The sequence below is a fragment of the Pseudoxanthomonas sp. LH2527 genome, from assembly GCF_022539275.1.
In the GTDB taxonomy this organism is placed as follows: Bacteria; Pseudomonadota; Gammaproteobacteria; order Xanthomonadales; family Xanthomonadaceae; genus Pseudoxanthomonas_A.
Genome location: NZ_JAKZBW010000011.1, coordinates 45,336 through 61,017, shown reverse-complemented (window position 1 = coordinate 61,017; position 15,682 = coordinate 45,336). Strand labels below are relative to the sequence as shown.

12 protein-coding genes are annotated in these 15,682 nt (G+C 68.7%); all 12 read right to left on the bottom strand.

Annotated features, from left to right (window positions below):
- Positions 1 to 100: 100 nt before the first annotated feature.
- Complete coding sequence (locus MMG85_RS08235) at positions 101 to 367, bottom strand: GIY-YIG nuclease family protein (protein ID WP_241045603.1); 267 nt, start codon at positions 365 to 367, stop codon at positions 101 to 103.
- Positions 360 to 2,006 (bottom strand): EAL domain-containing protein, encoded by a 1,647-nt coding sequence (locus MMG85_RS08230; RefSeq protein WP_241045632.1) that lies wholly within the window; start codon positions 2,004 to 2,006, stop codon positions 360 to 362. The genes MMG85_RS08235 and MMG85_RS08230 overlap by 8 nt, the downstream gene beginning before the upstream one ends.
- A 65-nt stretch (positions 2,007 to 2,071) precedes the next feature.
- Positions 2,072 to 2,707 (bottom strand): histidine kinase, encoded by a 636-nt coding sequence (locus MMG85_RS08225; RefSeq protein WP_241045602.1) that lies wholly within the window; start codon positions 2,705 to 2,707, stop codon positions 2,072 to 2,074.
- Between the two features lie 132 nt (positions 2,708 to 2,839).
- On the bottom strand, positions 2,840 to 4,030 hold the full coding sequence (locus MMG85_RS08220) for a methyl-accepting chemotaxis protein (RefSeq protein WP_241045601.1): 1,191 nt from the start codon (positions 4,028 to 4,030) through the stop codon (positions 2,840 to 2,842).
- Positions 4,031 to 4,316: 286 nt separating this feature from the next.
- The gene (locus MMG85_RS08215) at positions 4,317 to 5,387 is read right to left on the bottom strand and encodes a chemotaxis response regulator protein-glutamate methylesterase (protein WP_241045631.1); all 1,071 of its coding nucleotides are present in this window, start codon (positions 5,385 to 5,387) and stop codon (positions 4,317 to 4,319) included.
- Positions 5,384 to 5,986 (bottom strand): chemoreceptor glutamine deamidase CheD, encoded by a 603-nt coding sequence (gene cheD / locus MMG85_RS08210; RefSeq protein WP_241045600.1) that lies wholly within the window; start codon positions 5,984 to 5,986, stop codon positions 5,384 to 5,386. Before cheD ends, MMG85_RS08215 begins: the two co-directional genes overlap by 4 nt.
- Entirely contained in the window at positions 5,983 to 6,894 is a 912-nt protein-coding gene (locus MMG85_RS08205; protein WP_241045599.1) for a CheR family methyltransferase, read from the bottom strand. The genes cheD and MMG85_RS08205 overlap by 4 nt, the downstream gene beginning before the upstream one ends.
- A gap of 97 nt (positions 6,895 to 6,991) precedes the next feature.
- Positions 6,992 to 9,229: a methyl-accepting chemotaxis protein gene (locus tag MMG85_RS08200; protein ID WP_241045598.1), complete on the bottom strand. Its 2,238-nt coding sequence runs from the start codon at positions 9,227 to 9,229 to the stop codon at positions 6,992 to 6,994.
- Between the two features lie 97 nt (positions 9,230 to 9,326).
- Positions 9,327 to 9,731, bottom strand: coding sequence for a hypothetical protein (locus MMG85_RS08195; protein WP_241045597.1), 405 nt, complete (start codon positions 9,729 to 9,731; stop codon positions 9,327 to 9,329).
- A 168-nt stretch (positions 9,732 to 9,899) separates the two neighbouring features.
- Entirely contained in the window at positions 9,900 to 12,509 is a 2,610-nt protein-coding gene (locus MMG85_RS08190; RefSeq protein ID WP_241045596.1) for an EAL domain-containing protein, read from the bottom strand.
- Between the two features lie 152 nt (positions 12,510 to 12,661).
- Positions 12,662 to 14,908 (bottom strand): methyl-accepting chemotaxis protein, encoded by a 2,247-nt coding sequence (locus MMG85_RS08185; RefSeq protein ID WP_241045595.1) that lies wholly within the window; start codon positions 14,906 to 14,908, stop codon positions 12,662 to 12,664.
- Between the two features lie 220 nt (positions 14,909 to 15,128).
- The gene (locus MMG85_RS08180) at positions 15,129 to 15,617 is read right to left on the bottom strand and encodes a chemotaxis protein CheW (RefSeq protein ID WP_241045594.1); all 489 of its coding nucleotides are present in this window, start codon (positions 15,615 to 15,617) and stop codon (positions 15,129 to 15,131) included.
- Positions 15,618 to 15,682: the final 65 nt, after the last annotated feature.

Sequence of the window (15,682 nt, the reverse complement as noted above, 5' to 3'; positions counted from 1 at the left end):
CGTCGTCCCAGCGAACGCTGGGACCCATGTTGATCTTCCTCTGTTGAGCAGCAAGCGCAGGATCAAGATGGATTCCGGCGTTCGCCGGAATGACGGCCGACTATTCGAAGAACCCCAGCTTCTTCGCCCGGGGCAGCCGCTTCAGCTGCGCCTCGGCGCGCGAGGCGGCACTGCGGTCGGGATAGCCACGAGTCGCCAGCACGCGCAGCGGCGGGTTCGCGCGGGTGTACTTGGCGCCGGTGCCGGCGACATGCGCGGCGTAGCGTGCTTCGAGCCGGTTGGTGATGCCGGCGTAGTACGTGCCGTTGCGGCATTCCAGCAGATACAGGCACCAGCCCTCCAGCATCGGCGCGAAAGCGTCAGGCATGCGCGCGGTGGTGCGGCTGGTTCTCGTAGGTGGTGAAGGCCTGGCGGATGTGTTCGCGCAGGTCGTCGTCGTTCCATGGCTTGGTCAGGAAGCGGTAGATCTCGCCGCGGTTGATCGCCTCGGTCACCGTGGCCAGGTCGGTGTAGCCGGACAGCACCAGCCGCACGGTGTCCGGATACAGCAGGCGCACGCGGCCGAGGAACTCGGTGCCGCTCATGTCCGACATGCGCTGGTCGGACAGGATGACCTGCACGTCGTTGGTCGCCAGCAGCTCGAAGGCGTCGGTGACGTTGCTGGCGGCGAGGATACGGTAACCGTCGCGGCGGAACAGGCGCACCAGCGAGCGCAGGATGTTCTCCTCGTCGTCCAGCAGCAGCAGGGTGCGGTCCGGCTTGGTGGCGGCGAACGCGTCCGCGCGCAGGTAGCGGCGGCGCAGCACGGCGCCGGCATCCTCGGCCGACATCGGTTCGCCGAACAGGTGGCCCTGGAACATGTCGCACTGGTTGCGGCGCAGGAAGCCCAGCTGCGTGTCGGTCTCCACGCCATGCGCGATGACCTTCATGCCCAGCTGGTGGCCCATCGCGATGATGGCGCAGGTGATGGCCACCTCGCGCGGGCTGGACGGCACGCCCTTCACGAAGTTGCGGTCGATCTTGATCTTGTCCACCGAGAAGCGGACCAGCGAATCCAGGTTGGAATCGCCCATCCCGAAGTCGTCCAGCGTCAGCCGCACGCCTTCGCGGTGCAGATGCGCCAGCGTGCGATGGACCAGGTTCATGTCCTTGGCCAGCGCGTTCTGGCGGACTTCCAGCACCACCATCTGCGGCGGGATGCCGGCCTCCTGCATCGCTTCCAGCACCTCGGACACGAAACTGGGACGCAGCAGCTGCAGCGTCGACACGTTGACCGCGATCTCGAAGTCGTCGAAGCCCCAGTCGCGCCACACGCGCGCCTGCTTGAAGGCGTTGCGCAGCACCCAGTCGCCGATCTGCACGATGACGCCGAGTTTCTCGGCCACGTGCATGAAGCGCTCCGGCACCAGCAGGCCGAGCGCGGGGGAGTACCAGCGCAGCAGGGTTTCCATGCCCACCACGCGGCCGTCGTGCGCGTTGATCTGCGGCTGGTAGAACAGGCGCAGTTCGTTGTGGTGGATGGCGTTGACGATCTGCCGCGCGATGATGCTGTCGCTGCGCGCGGTGATCGCCGCGCCGCGCCGGTACAGGCGCACCAGGTTCATGCCTTCGTGCTTGGCCTGTTCCATCGCGCTTTCCGCGCATTGCAGCAGGCCCGAGGCGGTGTCGGCATGTTCGGGACACAGCGCCACGCCCAGCGTGCCGGTCAGGAACAGGGTGTACGGCAGCACCGTCATCGGCAGTTCGATCTGCTCGCGCAGCATGTCGCCGAAGCGCTCCGGCGGCAGTGTGCCGGCCACGCGCGGCACCGCCACGATGAACTCGTCGCTGCCGTGGCGCCACGCCCGCGCTTCCGGGCCGAGCGCCCGCTGCAGGCGGTCGCTGAGGATCGCCAGCGCTTCGTCGCCGACTTCCACGCCCATGTTCTCGTTGATCGAGCGGAAGTGGTCGATGTCCAGGTACAGCAGCATCAGCGGCGTACCGTCCGCGGTCGCCGTGTCGACCATGCGTTGCAGGTCGGGTTCGCCGGCGCCCAGGCGCGGCAGGCGGGGCAGGTGGGCGTGCTCGGTATTCACGCGGGATCGGCAGGCGTTGCGGACGTGGGGCCATAGGGTAGGCGAAGTCGCCAGTGCGTGCCGGAAACGGCATCGAGGCCGCCGCCGGCCGCGCCCGCCAGTGCCTGCAGCAGCGGCAGCTCGGGCAGGTCGGTCGCGCCCTCGGCCTGCAGGTCCAGCGTGAAGGCGCCCGATCCCTCCGCGCTGCCTGCCAGCGACACGGCCAGTGTGCTTCCCGCCTGCGCGACGGCACGCATCACCCCTTGGGCGATGCGGAACGCGACCAGGGCGTGGTCGGCTGCCGGCGCGTGCGGCAGCGGTGCCAGGGTCAGGGCGGCGCCGGGGAACACACGTTCGTGCTCGGCACGCAGCGCGGCGTCCAGGCCGATCGAATCCAGTTGCGGCGGATGCAGCGTGGCATGCAGGTCGCGCACGATGGCGACGGCGTCGTCGCTGGCGCGGATGATCTCCTGCAAGTCCTCCGCGCGCAGGTCGGCATCGTCTTCCGACTGCACCAGGTGGGCGCCCATGCGGATCGCCGACAGCGCCTGCCCGACCTGGTTGTGCAGGGCCCGGCCGACGCGATGGCGCTCGGCTTCCTGCAGGCGGAACAGCTGCAGCAGCAAGGCAGAGGAGGAAGGCGGGTTCGGCATCGGCAGCGACGGTGCGGGCGTGGCCGCAGTATGCCAGCGCGACTTCGAGGTCGGGCGGGCAGGGTGCGGAAACGCGACGGGGCGGCCCGTGGCCGCCCCGTCGTGGTCAATCGTGTGCCGCGTCTGCCGCGATCAGAACAGCTCGACCGTGCCGGCGCCCATGTTCTGCTGCGCGACCGGCTTGTGCGGCGGGCGCTCCCATTCCGTGCGCTGGTCGCGCAGGCGGTTGCCGATCAGGCGCAGCGCGCTCAGCAGTTCGTTGTCGGTAGCGCCGCCGGTGCGGTGCAGCAGTTCCTGCAGGGCGACGGCTTCCTTGTTGATCGCGGTCAGGCGGTCCAGGTGGGTGGTCGCGCTGCCCAGCGACTGGGTGGCGATGTCCTCGAACTGCAGCGAGCGGACCGCGTCGGCGACGCTGGCGTCGATGGCGTGGCCGCACATCGAGACCTCGCGCATGCCATCGCCCAGCGAGGCGTTGATCGCCGCCACCTGGTTGAGCATGCCGGCCGCTTCCGAGCGGGCTTCCCGCGAACGGTCGAGGTCGCGCGAGGCCATGTTGGAGACGGTGTCGCGCACCTTGGCGATCGATTCCTTGGAACTGTGCGCCAGCTTGCGGATCTGTTCGTTGAAGGCGGTGGAGCGCTCGGACAGGTTGCGCACCTCGTCGGCAACCACGGCGAAGCCGCGTCCGGCTTCACCGGCGCGCGCCGCTTCGATGGCCGCGTTCAGCGCCAGCAGGTTGGTCTGGTCGGCGATCGACTTGACGTCTTCCAGCAGCGAGAAGATGCCGTCCAGGTGCTGCGCCATGTCGTCGATGTGGTGCACGGTGGTGCCGCTCTGGCCGGCGACCTGTTCCAGCGCCTCGACCAGCTGTTCCATGCGCTGGCTGGCGTTCTGGGCGAAGCGCGCCACATCCACGCCGGCACGGTCGCCCTCGCCGTTGCGGTCGATGATGCGCGAGATGGCCGCGCTCTGTTCGCGCGACTTGCGGTTCATCGCGTCGAAGCTGCCGCCGAGGTTGTTGACGGCTTCGCGGATCAGTTCGCGGGCGCGTTCGATCTCGCTGCGCGAGCCTTCGATCTCATTGTTGACGAAGCGGCGCAGTTCGGTCAGCAACGCGTCCTGCTCGCGCACGACGCTGGCGTGCTCGGGCGAGATCTGGTGCCCGTGGGTCGCGGTCAGCCAGGCGAAAATCAACCAGGCCAGGGTCAGCGAGGTCAACAGGGCCCATTGCAGGGCGTTGGGCCAGTCGAAGCCGACCGACAGCGGGAACAGCAGGGTCAGGATGAGGGGTGCCGCCAGACGAACCAGGATGCGCGAGTACATGGGTGCTCTCTGATGAAGCTCACTGTTGAGTATCGGCCGTGCGGAACGGCTCTTTAGGCGGGAATTCGGGTGGTTTTTCGACAGCGGACGATCTGTGACCGGCGTTGCGTCCCGCTGTAGGAGCGACGTGAGTCGCGACCGCGGCAGGGAATGGGCATTGGTAATGCTGGAGTGGTGCACCTGACCGTCAACGCTGCTTGCTTGTGTCTCGGTCCACGACCGTGGGGGTGTGCGGTCGCGACTGACGTCGCTCCTACAGTTGCTCCCACAAGAGGGCTCCTGCACCTCAGGCGATCGCGGCGGCCAGGTCGAGCAGGCGCTGGGCGATGCGTTCCAGTGGCAGGGCTTCCTTGGCGGCGCCCAGGCGCATGGCGGCGCCGGGCATGCCCCAGACCACGCTGGTGGCTTCGTCCTGCACCAGGGTGGGGGCGCCGGCCTGGCTCATCTCCAGCAGGCCGCGGGCGCCGTCGTCGCCCATGCCGGTGAGGATGGCGCCGACCGCGTTGCCGCCGGCGCTCTGCGCGACCGAGCGGAACAGCACGTCGACCGCCGGCTTGTGGCGGTTCACCGCCGGGCCGTCATCGATGCGGCAGCGCCAGCGGGCGCCGTCGCGGATCACGCGCATGTGCAGGCCGCCGGGCGGCAGGTAGGCGTGGCCGGGCAGGATGGCTTCGCCGTCGGTCGCTTCGCGCACGGCCATGGCCGAATGCCGGTCCAGGCGTTCGGCGAAGGCCCGGCTGAAGCCGGCGGGGATGTGCTGGGTCAGCACGATGGCCGGGGCGTCGGCAGGCATCTGCTCCAGCACCACGCGCAGCGCCTCGGTGCCGCCGGCCGACGCGCCGATGGCGATCAGCCGGTCGGTGGTGCGGAAGCGCAGCGCCGGCGGTGCGGGCAGGGCGGCGTCGAGGTTCACGCGCGGTGCACCCTGGCGCGCCAGCGGGCGCACGCGCGCCTTCGCCGCGGCCTTGACCTTGGCGATGATCTCGTCGGAATACGCCTGCAGGCCGCTGGCGACATCGAGCTTGGGTTTGGAGACGAAGTCCACCGCGCCCAGGGCCAGCGCCTGCAGCGTGGTGTCGGCGCCGCGCTCGGTGAGCGAGGAGATCATCACCACCGGCATCGGCCGCAGGCGCATGACGTTCTCCAGGAACGCCAGCCCGTCCATGCGCGGCATTTCCACGTCCAGCGTCATCACGTCGGGATTCAGGCGCTTGATCTTGTCGCGCGCCAGCAGCGGATCGGCGGCCGAGCCGACCACCTCGATGCCAGGGTCGCGGGACAGGATTTCGGTCAGCATCTGGCGCACGACCGCCGAGTCGTCGACGATCAGCACGCGGCAAGGGGTCATGCTCATCAGAACAGCTCCACGCCCCCGGTGACGGGAGTCTTGGACAGGCGGGCGCGGGCCGCGGACTCGGCGGCCAGCACTTCGGCATCGTGCGCATGCGGCAGGCGCTGCACGACCGCGCGGCCGCTGTCGGGGAAATACCAGACCTTGCGCGGATGGATGCCGCGCAGGTCTTCGGCCACCACCGGGATGCGTTCGGCATCCAGATAGCGGCGGACGAATTCGGCGTTGCGCGTGCCGACCGGATTGCTGGTGAACCCCTTCAGCACGTTGGCGCCGCCGAACACCTTGGCCTGCAGCCGGTTGCGCGCGGCGCCGCGCTTGAGCAGGTCGTTGATCAGCAGTTCCATCGCATAGCTGCCGTAGCGCGCGGGCGCGCCGTCGCCGACGTTGCCGTCGGGCAGCAGGAAGTGGTTCATGCCGCCGAGCTTGAGCAGCGGGTCGCGGATGCACGCCGCCACGCACGAGCCCAGCACGGTGACCAGCGCGGTGTGGTCGTCCACCACCAGGTACTGCGTGGGCAGCAGCTTGGCGGCTGCGGTCTTGAAGCGGATGTCGTGGTAGCGCAGGACGCTGCCATCGGCGAACGCGGCCGCGGCGGCGCTCACGCGGCGGCCCCGGCGCGCCGGTACAGCGTGCGGCCGCATGGCTGGATGATGTCCGCCGCGTGCAGGTAGTTCTCCGAGTGCCCGGTGTACAGCATGCCGTCGTCGGCCAGGTGCGGGACCAGGCGGGTGAGGATGCCGCGCTGGGTCGGCTTGTCGAAATAGATCATCACGTTGCGGCAGAACATCGCCGTGAACGGACCGGCCACGTCGTAGCGGGGCGCCAGCAGGTTGAGCGGGCGGAACTCGATCATCTGCCGCAGCGCCGGATGCACGCGGCACTTGCCTTCGTTGGGTCCGCTGCCGCGCTGGAAGTAGCGTCGCTTCAGCGTGTCGTCGAGGCCGGCGATGCGTTCGACCGGGTACACGCCGCGTTCGCCGGTGGCCAGCACCTGCGTGTCCACGTCGGTCGCCAGGATGCGTACCGGCGGGGTCAGCGTGCCGTAGGCCTCGCAGGCGGAGATGGCGATCGAATACGGTTCCTCGCCGGTGGAGGCGGCGCAGGTCCAGATCTTCAGCGGTCCGTCGTGGCGGCGCTTGGCCAGTTCTTCCTGCAGCCGCTCGAAATGGTGCGGCTCGCGGAAGAACGAGGTGAGGTTGGTGGTCAGCGCGTTGGTGAACGCCTGCCATTCGTCGCCGCCATCGCGTTCCAGCCGGTCCAGGTAGTCCTTGAAGCTGCGCAGTCCCAGCGCACGCAGGCGGCGTGAGAGGCGGCCGTAGACCATGTCGCGCTTGCCATCGGCCAGGGCGATGCCGGCCCGCTGGCGGATCAGGTCGGCGACGCGGCGGAAGTCGCGGTCGTCGAACTCGAAATCGCGCGCGCCGGATGCTGCTGCATCGTCATGCGGTGGCGCGGCGGAGGTCCGTCGGGTCGAAGGTGCCGGAACAAGGGGGCGGGGACTGACGGACATGGGATCTCGGAAGAGAGGACGGCTGTCGGATTACTCGACCAATGCCCCGTCGGGAGGACGGGGCATCGGCATGTCCGTGGGATGCAAGCGGCGTGCCTCAGAACTCCTGCCAGTCGTCGCCGTCGGCAAGCGCCGGCTCGAGCGGCGCGGGCGCGCTGCTGCGGGTGACTGCCGGCCGGGTGCTGGCGGCAGCGGGCGCGGCCTTGGCCGGCTTGGCGGTCGCCAGCGGGGCGGCCGGCGCCTGCGCATGCAGCCTGAACACCGAGACGGATTCGCTCAGCGCCTGCGCCTGCTCTTCCATCGAACGGGCGGCGGCGGAGGCCTCTTCGACCAGTGCGGCGTTCTGCTGGGTGGTCTCGTCCATCTGGGTGATGGTCTGGTTGACCTGTTCGATACCGGCGCTCTGTTCCTGCGACGCCGCCGAGATCTCGGCCATGATGTCGGTCACGCGCTGCACCGAGGCGACGATCTCGCCCATGGTCGCGCCGGCCTGGTTCACCAGCTTGGAACCGTCGGCCACCTTGTCCACGGACGTTTCGATCAGGCCCTTGATCTCCTTGGCCGCATTGGCCGAGCGCTGGGCGAGGGTACGCACCTCGCTCGCCACCACGGCGAAGCCACGGCCCTGTTCGCCGGCACGGGCGGCTTCCACCGCGGCGTTGAGCGCCAGGATGTTGGTCTGGAAGGCGATGCCGTCGATGACCGAGATGATGTCGGCGATCTTCTTCGACGAATGCTCGATGTCGCGCATCGTCGTGACCACCTTGCCGACCACCTCGCCACCCTGCGACGCCACGCTGGCGGCACCGATGGACAGCTGGTTGGCCTGGCGGGCGGATTCGGCGTTCTGGCGCACGGTGGAGGTCAGTTCCTCCATCGAGGCGGCCGTCTCTTCCAGGTTCGCGGCCTGCTGCTCGGTGCGACGCGACAGGTCCGAGTTGCCGCTGGCGATCTCGCCGGCGGCGGTGTTGATGCTGCTCGATGCGTCCTGGATGCGGCCGACGATGTCGGTCAGCTGCGCCACGGTGGCGTCGGCATCGTCGCGCATCGTGGCGAACACGCCGTGGAAGTCGCCTTCCATCCGCGCGGTCAGGTCACCGCGGGCGATCGCCTTCAACAGTTCGGACACCTCGGCCAGGTTGCCGTCGGTGGTTTCCATCAGCTGGTTCAGGCCGTCGATCATGTCGCGGAAGTCGTACTGGTACTTGTCCACGTCGCCACGCTGGCTGAAGTCGCCGGCCGACGCCGACATGGCCAGGCGCTTGATCTCGCCGTTGATGGCCGACAGGTTGGCCTTGGTGGCGTCCATCGTCTCGGTGAGGTTGGCCTTTTCGCCGGGCAGCTTGGGCATGTCCAGGCTCAGGTCGCCGACCGAGTAGCGCTGCATGATCTTCAGTGCATCGCCGATCGCCTGCAGGTGCGAGGCGACCAGGGCGTTGGTGTCGCGCACCATCCGGCCGTACTCGCCGGGGAACGCGCTGTCGTCCATGCGGTAGCTGATCTGGCCTTCGTCATGGCGCGCGGCCATCTCGCTCTGCGCGGCGATGACCGACTGCACCTGCGTCTGCATGCGCTGCATGGCGGTGAGCAGCTGGCCGACTTCGTCGGCGCGGCTGGTGTCGATCTTGCCGTCCAGCTTGCCGGCGGAGACGTCGTTGGCCACGCGCACGGCCTCGCCGACGCCGTTGGCGATGGCACGGGCGAAGAACCAGGCCAGCGTCAGGCCGCCGACGATGCCGGCCAGCAGCATGACGATCATCAGCGTGCTGGAGGCGGTGTAGGTGCTTTCGGCGCTGGCGCTGGCCTGTTTGGCCTGACCGTCGACGATGGCGATGAGTGCGGTCAGCGCGCTGGTGGCCTTGGTGTGCTGGTCCCGCGTGGCGCCGATGAAGGTGTCCACGGCGTCGTCCGGCAGGCCGAGGTCGATCATCTCCTGCACTTCGGCATAGGACTGCTTGGCAGCGGCCCACTCCTTCACGAACAGGTCGTAGGCTTTCTTTTCCTCCGGCGTCGCGACCAGTGCGGCGTACTGCTTGATGCCGGCATCGATCTCTTTCTCCTGCGCTGAAGCGCGGGTCTTCGCCTCCGCCTTGACCGCATCGCTGGCACGTACGTGCTGCCGATAGGCGGTGGTACGGAACTCGCCGAGCAGGCTGCGCAGGTCGCCGGCGGCCTTGACGCTGGGCAGCACATTGCCGGTGACTTCGGTGGTGGCGCCGTTCAACGAATTGAGGCCGACGAACGCGGCGATGCCCTGGATCAGCATCAGGGCCAGCACGACGCCGAAGGCGAGCATCATCTTCGTCGTCAGTTTGAGGTTCTTGATCCGCTGCATGGGATTCTTTTTCCTTTGACCTTGGCGCGCGCCGCGCCGCTCTGGGTGCAACCGGGGCAGGGCGTCATGCGCCCTGCCCATGGAACGGATCGGCGTATCAGCGGATCGTCGCGAGCTTCAGGTTCGACGGCGAGTTGACGACGATTTCGGCGCGCGACTGGTCACGCTCGATGTTGCCGATCACGCAGACGTCCTTGCCTTCCAGTTCTTCCGGGGCCGGCTTGAACTTGGCGCGGGCGTCGCCCGGGATGCGCGCGGTGAAGGTGTGGCGCGGGAAGTTGCCGCCCATGTACAGGAAGGTCGGCGTGCCTTCCGAGTTCTCGGCGAAGCGGGCCTTGCCGACCTTGCCGCAGACGGTGCCCGACTTGCCGGCGAAGCGCGGCGCCATGTCGGCGGGGATGGCGTTGTCGATCTGCGACTGGCTGCTGGCCGGCGCGGCGGGCATCAGCAGGGCGGCGCCGACGACGGCGATGGACAGGGTCAGGACGGATGCGATCTTCATGCCAGTGGCTCCGGAGAGTGGGGAAAGTGGGAAGGACTCACCGGCTGAGATCGGCCCACCCGGATCAAACTTGAGACGATGGTCGAACCCTGACGCGCGGATGTGTGCGATTGCGAGGTGCGTCACAGTTCGCGTGTCCTGCCGGCGCGCCGGACCGCGCGCGAGCGCTCAGGCGACGGACGCGACGGCCTCGGCCTCGCGGGCCGCGCTGTAACCCTGCGCCTGCAGCCACTGCTCCAGCTCGTCCGCCGGCAACGGCGGCGAGAACAGGTAGCCCTGCAGCACGGGGAAGCGCTGTTCGGTGAGGAAGCGATGCTGCGACTCGGTTTCCACGCCCTCGGCCACCACCTTCATGCCCAGGCTTTCGCCGATGCGCAGCACCGACGAGGTCAGCGTGCGCGCGATCGCGCTGGTGTCGATGTCGCGCACGAAACTCTGGTCCAGCTTGAGCTCGCTGATCGGCAGGCGGTGCAGGTGGCTGAGGCTGGAATAGCCGGTGCCGAAGTCGTCCAGCGACAGGCGCACGCCGAGCAGGTAGATGGCCTCGATGTTCTCCAGCACGTCCGGGTCGGGATCGAGCATGACGCTCTCGGTGATCTCCAGCGTCAGGTCGGTGGGCACCAGGCCGTGTTCGTCCAGCAGGTCGGAGATCTGCAGCGACAGCTGCGGGTCGCGGAAGTTGATCGCGGAGATGTTCACCGAGACGCGCGGGATGTCGATGCCGCGGCCGCGCCAGTCGGCCATGCGTGCGCAGGCCTGGCGCAACACCCACAGGCTGAGGTCGGCGATCAGGCCGCACTCTTCGGCGACCGGCACGAAGCGCGCGGGCGGAATCACGCCGAGGTCCGCGTGGTGCCAGCGCAGCAGCGCCTCCACGCCGTACAGTTCGCGGCCGCTGGAACCCCCGACCTGCGGCTGGTAATGCAGGTCCAGCTGGTTCTGGCGCAAGGCGTCGCGCAAGGCGGTTTCCAGCGAGACGCGTTCCTGTGCCAGGCGGTTCATGTCCACGCTGAAGAAGCGGAAGCCGCTGCCGCCGTCGCGCTTGGCGCGGTACATGGCCATGTCGGCGTGGCGCACCAGCAGGTCGATGTCGCGGCCGTCCTCGGGGAACATCGCCACGCCGATGCTGGCGCTGGGATGCAGGGTCATCAGGCCGGCGGTGGTCGGCGCGGCGATGGCGCCGAGCAGGCGCTCGGCCACGCTGCCGGCCTGCTCGGTGCTGCACATCGGCAGCACCGCAACGAATTCGTCGCCGGCCTGGCGGCCGACGATGTTGATGCCGCCCAGTTCCTCGCTGAGGCGGGCGGCGACATCACGCAGCAGGCCGTCGCCGGCGGCGTGGCCCTGCGCGTCGTTGACCCGCTTGAAGCGGTCCAGGTCGATGAACAGCACGGCGGCCGTGCCGTTGGACTGGGCGACGTTGGCCAGCGCCTGCTCGGCCTTGGCGCTGAACATGATGCGGTTCGGCAGGCCGGTGAGAGTGTCGTAGAACGCCAACTGGTGGACGCGCTCGTTGGTCTGTTCGCGCTCCAGCGTCAGCGAGCACAGGTGCAGGCAGGTGTCGGCGAGGCGTTCGTGCAGTTCGTCGGGGCCGCGGTTCTCGCGGTAGTAGAACGACAGCGTGCCCAGTACGCGGCCGCTGCTCGACTTGATCGGGTGGGTCCAGCACGCGCGCAGCCCCAGCGGCGTGGTCAGGTGGCGGGTGTTGGCGCACAGCGGATCGCTGGCGATGTCCTTGACCAGCACCGCGCGGCCACGCCAGGCGGCCACGCCGCAGACGCCGGCGCGCGGGCCGATCGCCATGCCGTTGATCTTGCGCGCCCAGGCTTCGGGCATGCTCGGCGAGGCGAGGGCGTGCATCAGCCCTTCGCTGTCCACGGTGATGATGGACACGGTCAGCTCGGGCGCGATGTGCTCCACCTCGCGGCAGATCAGCGTCATCACGTCGGCGACGTTCCACTCGTGCACCAGCGCGTCCAGCACCTTGTTGTGCAGCACCTGGTGCATCTTGGTCCGGGTGATGTCGCTGAGCACGCTGACCAGGCCCAGCAGCGTGCCGTCTTCGTCGTGCACCGGATTGATCGCGGCCGACAGCCACAACGGACGCCCGGCCTTGGTGTACAGCAGCACCTCGGTCTGCAGGCCTTCGCCGGCGTCCATCGCCCGGTTGATCCGCTCGTCCAGCGAGCCGTCGGTATGCGGACCGGACAGCAGTTCTGAGGGCTTGATGCCGCGCAGTTCCTCCAGCCGGTAGCCGAGCATGCGGGTGAAGCCGCTGTTGACGTACACGACCTCGCGGTCGACCGAGCTGATGAAGATCGCGTTGTCGCTGCTGTCCACCACGATGGACAGCTGGCGCAGGCGCGCCAGTTGCCGCTGCTGGTCGCTGGTGTCGCGGACGAAGGCGGTGTGGAAGACGTGTTCGCCGATCACCACCTTCGACATCGAAACCGAGCAGGCGGCCTGACTGCCGTCCTGGCGCAGCAGCACGGCATCGCGATGGCTGCCGAGCAGGGCGGCAAGGGTCGAGTCGGCCGTGCCGTCAGCCTGCACGTCCGCCAGCAGGCGGGTGAAGGGCAGGCCGTGCACGTCCTCGCGGCGGCAGCGCCACAGCGCTTCGGCCGCGGGGTTGAACAGCACCACGCGATGGCGGCCATCGACGACGAAGGCCGCATCCACCGACTGCTCCAGCACGTGCCACAGGCTGTCGTGCGCCGGCTCGGCCGGTGCCTGGGCCTCGCGCAGCGGCGTCAGCGCATTCAGCGTGCGGCGCAGCATGCCGCCTCCGCGTGGTGCACGGGCGTCGGGCGGCTGGCGTCGTCGTGGGCGGTGGGTGCGACGGTCATCGGGGGCCAGGGTGGGGTGCCTTCAAGGGACATAACGGCCAGGTTCCGGATTACTTGAACACGGTCACGGGACGGAGGGCGCCGTCAGAATTCCTGCCAGTCGCCGTCGGCCAGCGCCGGCTCGGGCGGGCGGGCCACCGGCTTGCGGGCCAGAGCCTTCGGCGCTGCCCCCCGTGACGGGGTCGCCGCCGCTGTTGCTTTCCGCGCCGGCGCGGCGAGCGTCGTGTGCAGCTTGAACACCGACACTGAACCGGTCAGCGCCTGCGCCTGTTCCTCCATCGAACGCGCGGCGGCCGTGGCTTCTTCCACCAGCGCGGCGTTCTGCTGGGTGGTCTCGTCCATCTGGGTGATGGTCTGGTTGACCTGCTCGATGCCAGCGCTCTGCTCCTGCGACGCGGCGGAGATCTCGGCCATGATGTCGGTCACGCGCTGCACGCTGGCCACGATCTCGGCCATCGTCGCGCCGGCCTGGTTCACCAGCTTGGAACCATCGGACACCTTGTCCACCGAGTTCTCGATCAGGCCCTTGATCTCCTTGGCCGCATTGGCCGAACGCTGGGCGAGGGTACGTACCTCGCTGGCCACGACCGCGAAGCCACGGCCCTGTTCGCCGGCACGCGCGGCTTCCACCGCCGCGTTCAACGCCAGGATGTTCGTCTGGAAGGCGATGCCGTCGATCACAGAAATGATCTCGGCGATCTTCTTCGAGGACTGTTCGATGTCGGTCATGGTGGTGACGACCTTGCCGACCACGTCGCCGCCTTGCGAAGCGACGGATGCGGCACCGATGGCGAGCTGGTTGGCCTGGCGAGCCGATTCGGCGTTCTGGCGCACGGTGGAGGTCAGTTCCTCCATCGAGGCGGCGGTTTCTTCCAGGTTGGCGGCCTGCTGCTCGGTGCGGCGCGACAGGTCCGAGTTGCCGCTGGCGATTTCGCCGGCTGCGGTGTTGATGCTGGTGGCGGCCATCTGGATGCCGCCGACGATCTCGGTCAGCTGCGCGACGGTGGCATTGGCGTCGTCGCGCATCGTGGCGAACACGCCATGGAAGTCGCCTTCCATCCGCGCGGTCAGGTCGCCGTCGGCGATGGCGCGCAGCAGGGCCGACAGCTGCGCGAGGTTGCGGTCGCTGGTGGCCATCATGGTGTTCAGGCCCTGCACCATCTGCAGGAAGTCGTGGCGGAAGCCGGCCTCATCGCCGCGCGCGGTGAAGTCGCCGGCCGCCGCCGACTGCGACAGCCGCTTGATCTCGCCGTTGATGGCCAGCAGGCTCTGCTTGGCCGCGTCCATCGCCTCGTGCAGGAACGCACGGGTGCCGGGCAGGCGGCGCGCGTCCTGGCTGAGGTCGCCGCTGGCGTAGCGCTCCAGGATGCCGATGGCATCGCGGAACGCGTGCAGGTGCTCGAACATCATGGTGTTGATGCCGCCGGCCAGTTCGCCGTACACGCCGGGGAAATCCTCCGGCATGCGGTGGGTGATGTCCTCGGCTTCGTGCAGGCGGATCATGTCGCGCGTCTCGTGCGAGAAGCGTTCCAGCATGTGCACCATCTCGTCGGTGGCTTTCAGCATCTGGCCGACCTCGTCGCGGCCGTGATGGCCGGTGCGCACGCTCAGGTCGCCGCGCGAGACGCCCTTGATCGCGGACAGGGCACGCGCCACCGGCTCCAGCACGGACTGGCCGATGACCCAGCCGATCGCCATGCTCAGCAGCACCAGCAGGCCGCCGGCGATGGTCATGACCACGGTGAACTGCAGCGCCTGCGCCTGCGTGTCGTCGAGATAGACGCCGGTGCCGATCACCCAGCCCCACGGCTGGTACAGCGCGGCGTACGAGGTCTTCGGCACCGGCGCTTCCTCGCCGGCCTTGGCCCAGCTGTAGTCGACATGGCCGCCGCCGGCCCGCGCCACGCGGACGAATTCCGGGAAGATGCGCTTGCCGTCCGGGCTCAGCACGTCGTCCAGCGGCTTGCCGGTCAGGTCCGGCCGGGTGGGGTGCATCAGCATGATCGGGGCTTCGTCGGTGACGAAGAAGTAGTCGACGCCGCCGTTGGCCTGCATCGTGGACAGCGTGGCCAGTGCCCGCGCCTTGGCGTCGGCTTCGTCGAGCTTGCCGTCGGCCGCCTGCTTGGCATAGCCGGCGATCACGCTGAGCGCCATCTCGGTCTGCGCCTTCAGGCCGTCCTGGCGCGTGCTGGTCAGGTCCAGGTACTGCATGCGCGCGGCGATCACCGCCAGCGCGATGGTGCCGAGCGCGACCAGCGCGGTCTGGATCAGGAACCGGCGCTTCAGCGGCAGGGAGGAGAGCGTGGCGGCGATCTTGGCATTCAGCGACATGGCGGTCTCGGACGGCAGGGGCGATGCATGGGGAGTGGGAAGGAACGCAGTGCGTCCCTCTGGTGTTATCGGCCGGCGCTGGCGGATTTGCAGGGGTGCGGTGCGTGCTTCGACGAAAGACGCATGGCCGGGCTTGCGATGGCCGCATACGCGAAGACCGCGGGCCTTGCGGTCCGCGGTCTCGGGCGTGCTGCCGTGTTGCCGGAGGCCCGGCGGTGGATCAGGCGGCGGCCGCTTCCGGCAGGGGCTGGCCCAGGTCGGCGCTGTCGATCAGCGTTTCGATGTCGAGCAGGATCAGCATGCGCTCGTCGATGGTGCCGATGCCGGAGATGAAGCGGGTATCGACGCTGGCGCCGAACTCCGGCGTGGGGCGGATCTGTTCGGCGTTGAGGGCGATCACGTCCGACACGCTGTCCACCACGATGCCGACCACGCGGTCTTCCACGTTCAGCACGATCATCACGGTGAAGGCGTCGTAACGCGCTTCCTTCAGCCGCAGCTTCAGGCGCAGGTCGATCACCGGCACGATGGTGCCGCGCAGGTTGATGACGCCCTTGATGTAGTCCGGTGCGTCGGGCAGGCGGGTCACCGAGTCGTAGCCGCGGATTTCCTGGACCTTCAGGATGTCCACGCCGTAGTGCTCGTCTCCCAGGGTGAAGCTGAGGAACTCGTCCGCGGTCGCCGCGGCCAGGGTCTTCTTGTCGCTCATTCGTCGGGCTCCTGTTGCAGCCGGTAAGGGTGTCGGGGTTCCCGGGGCGGAACCGGTCAAGGCCT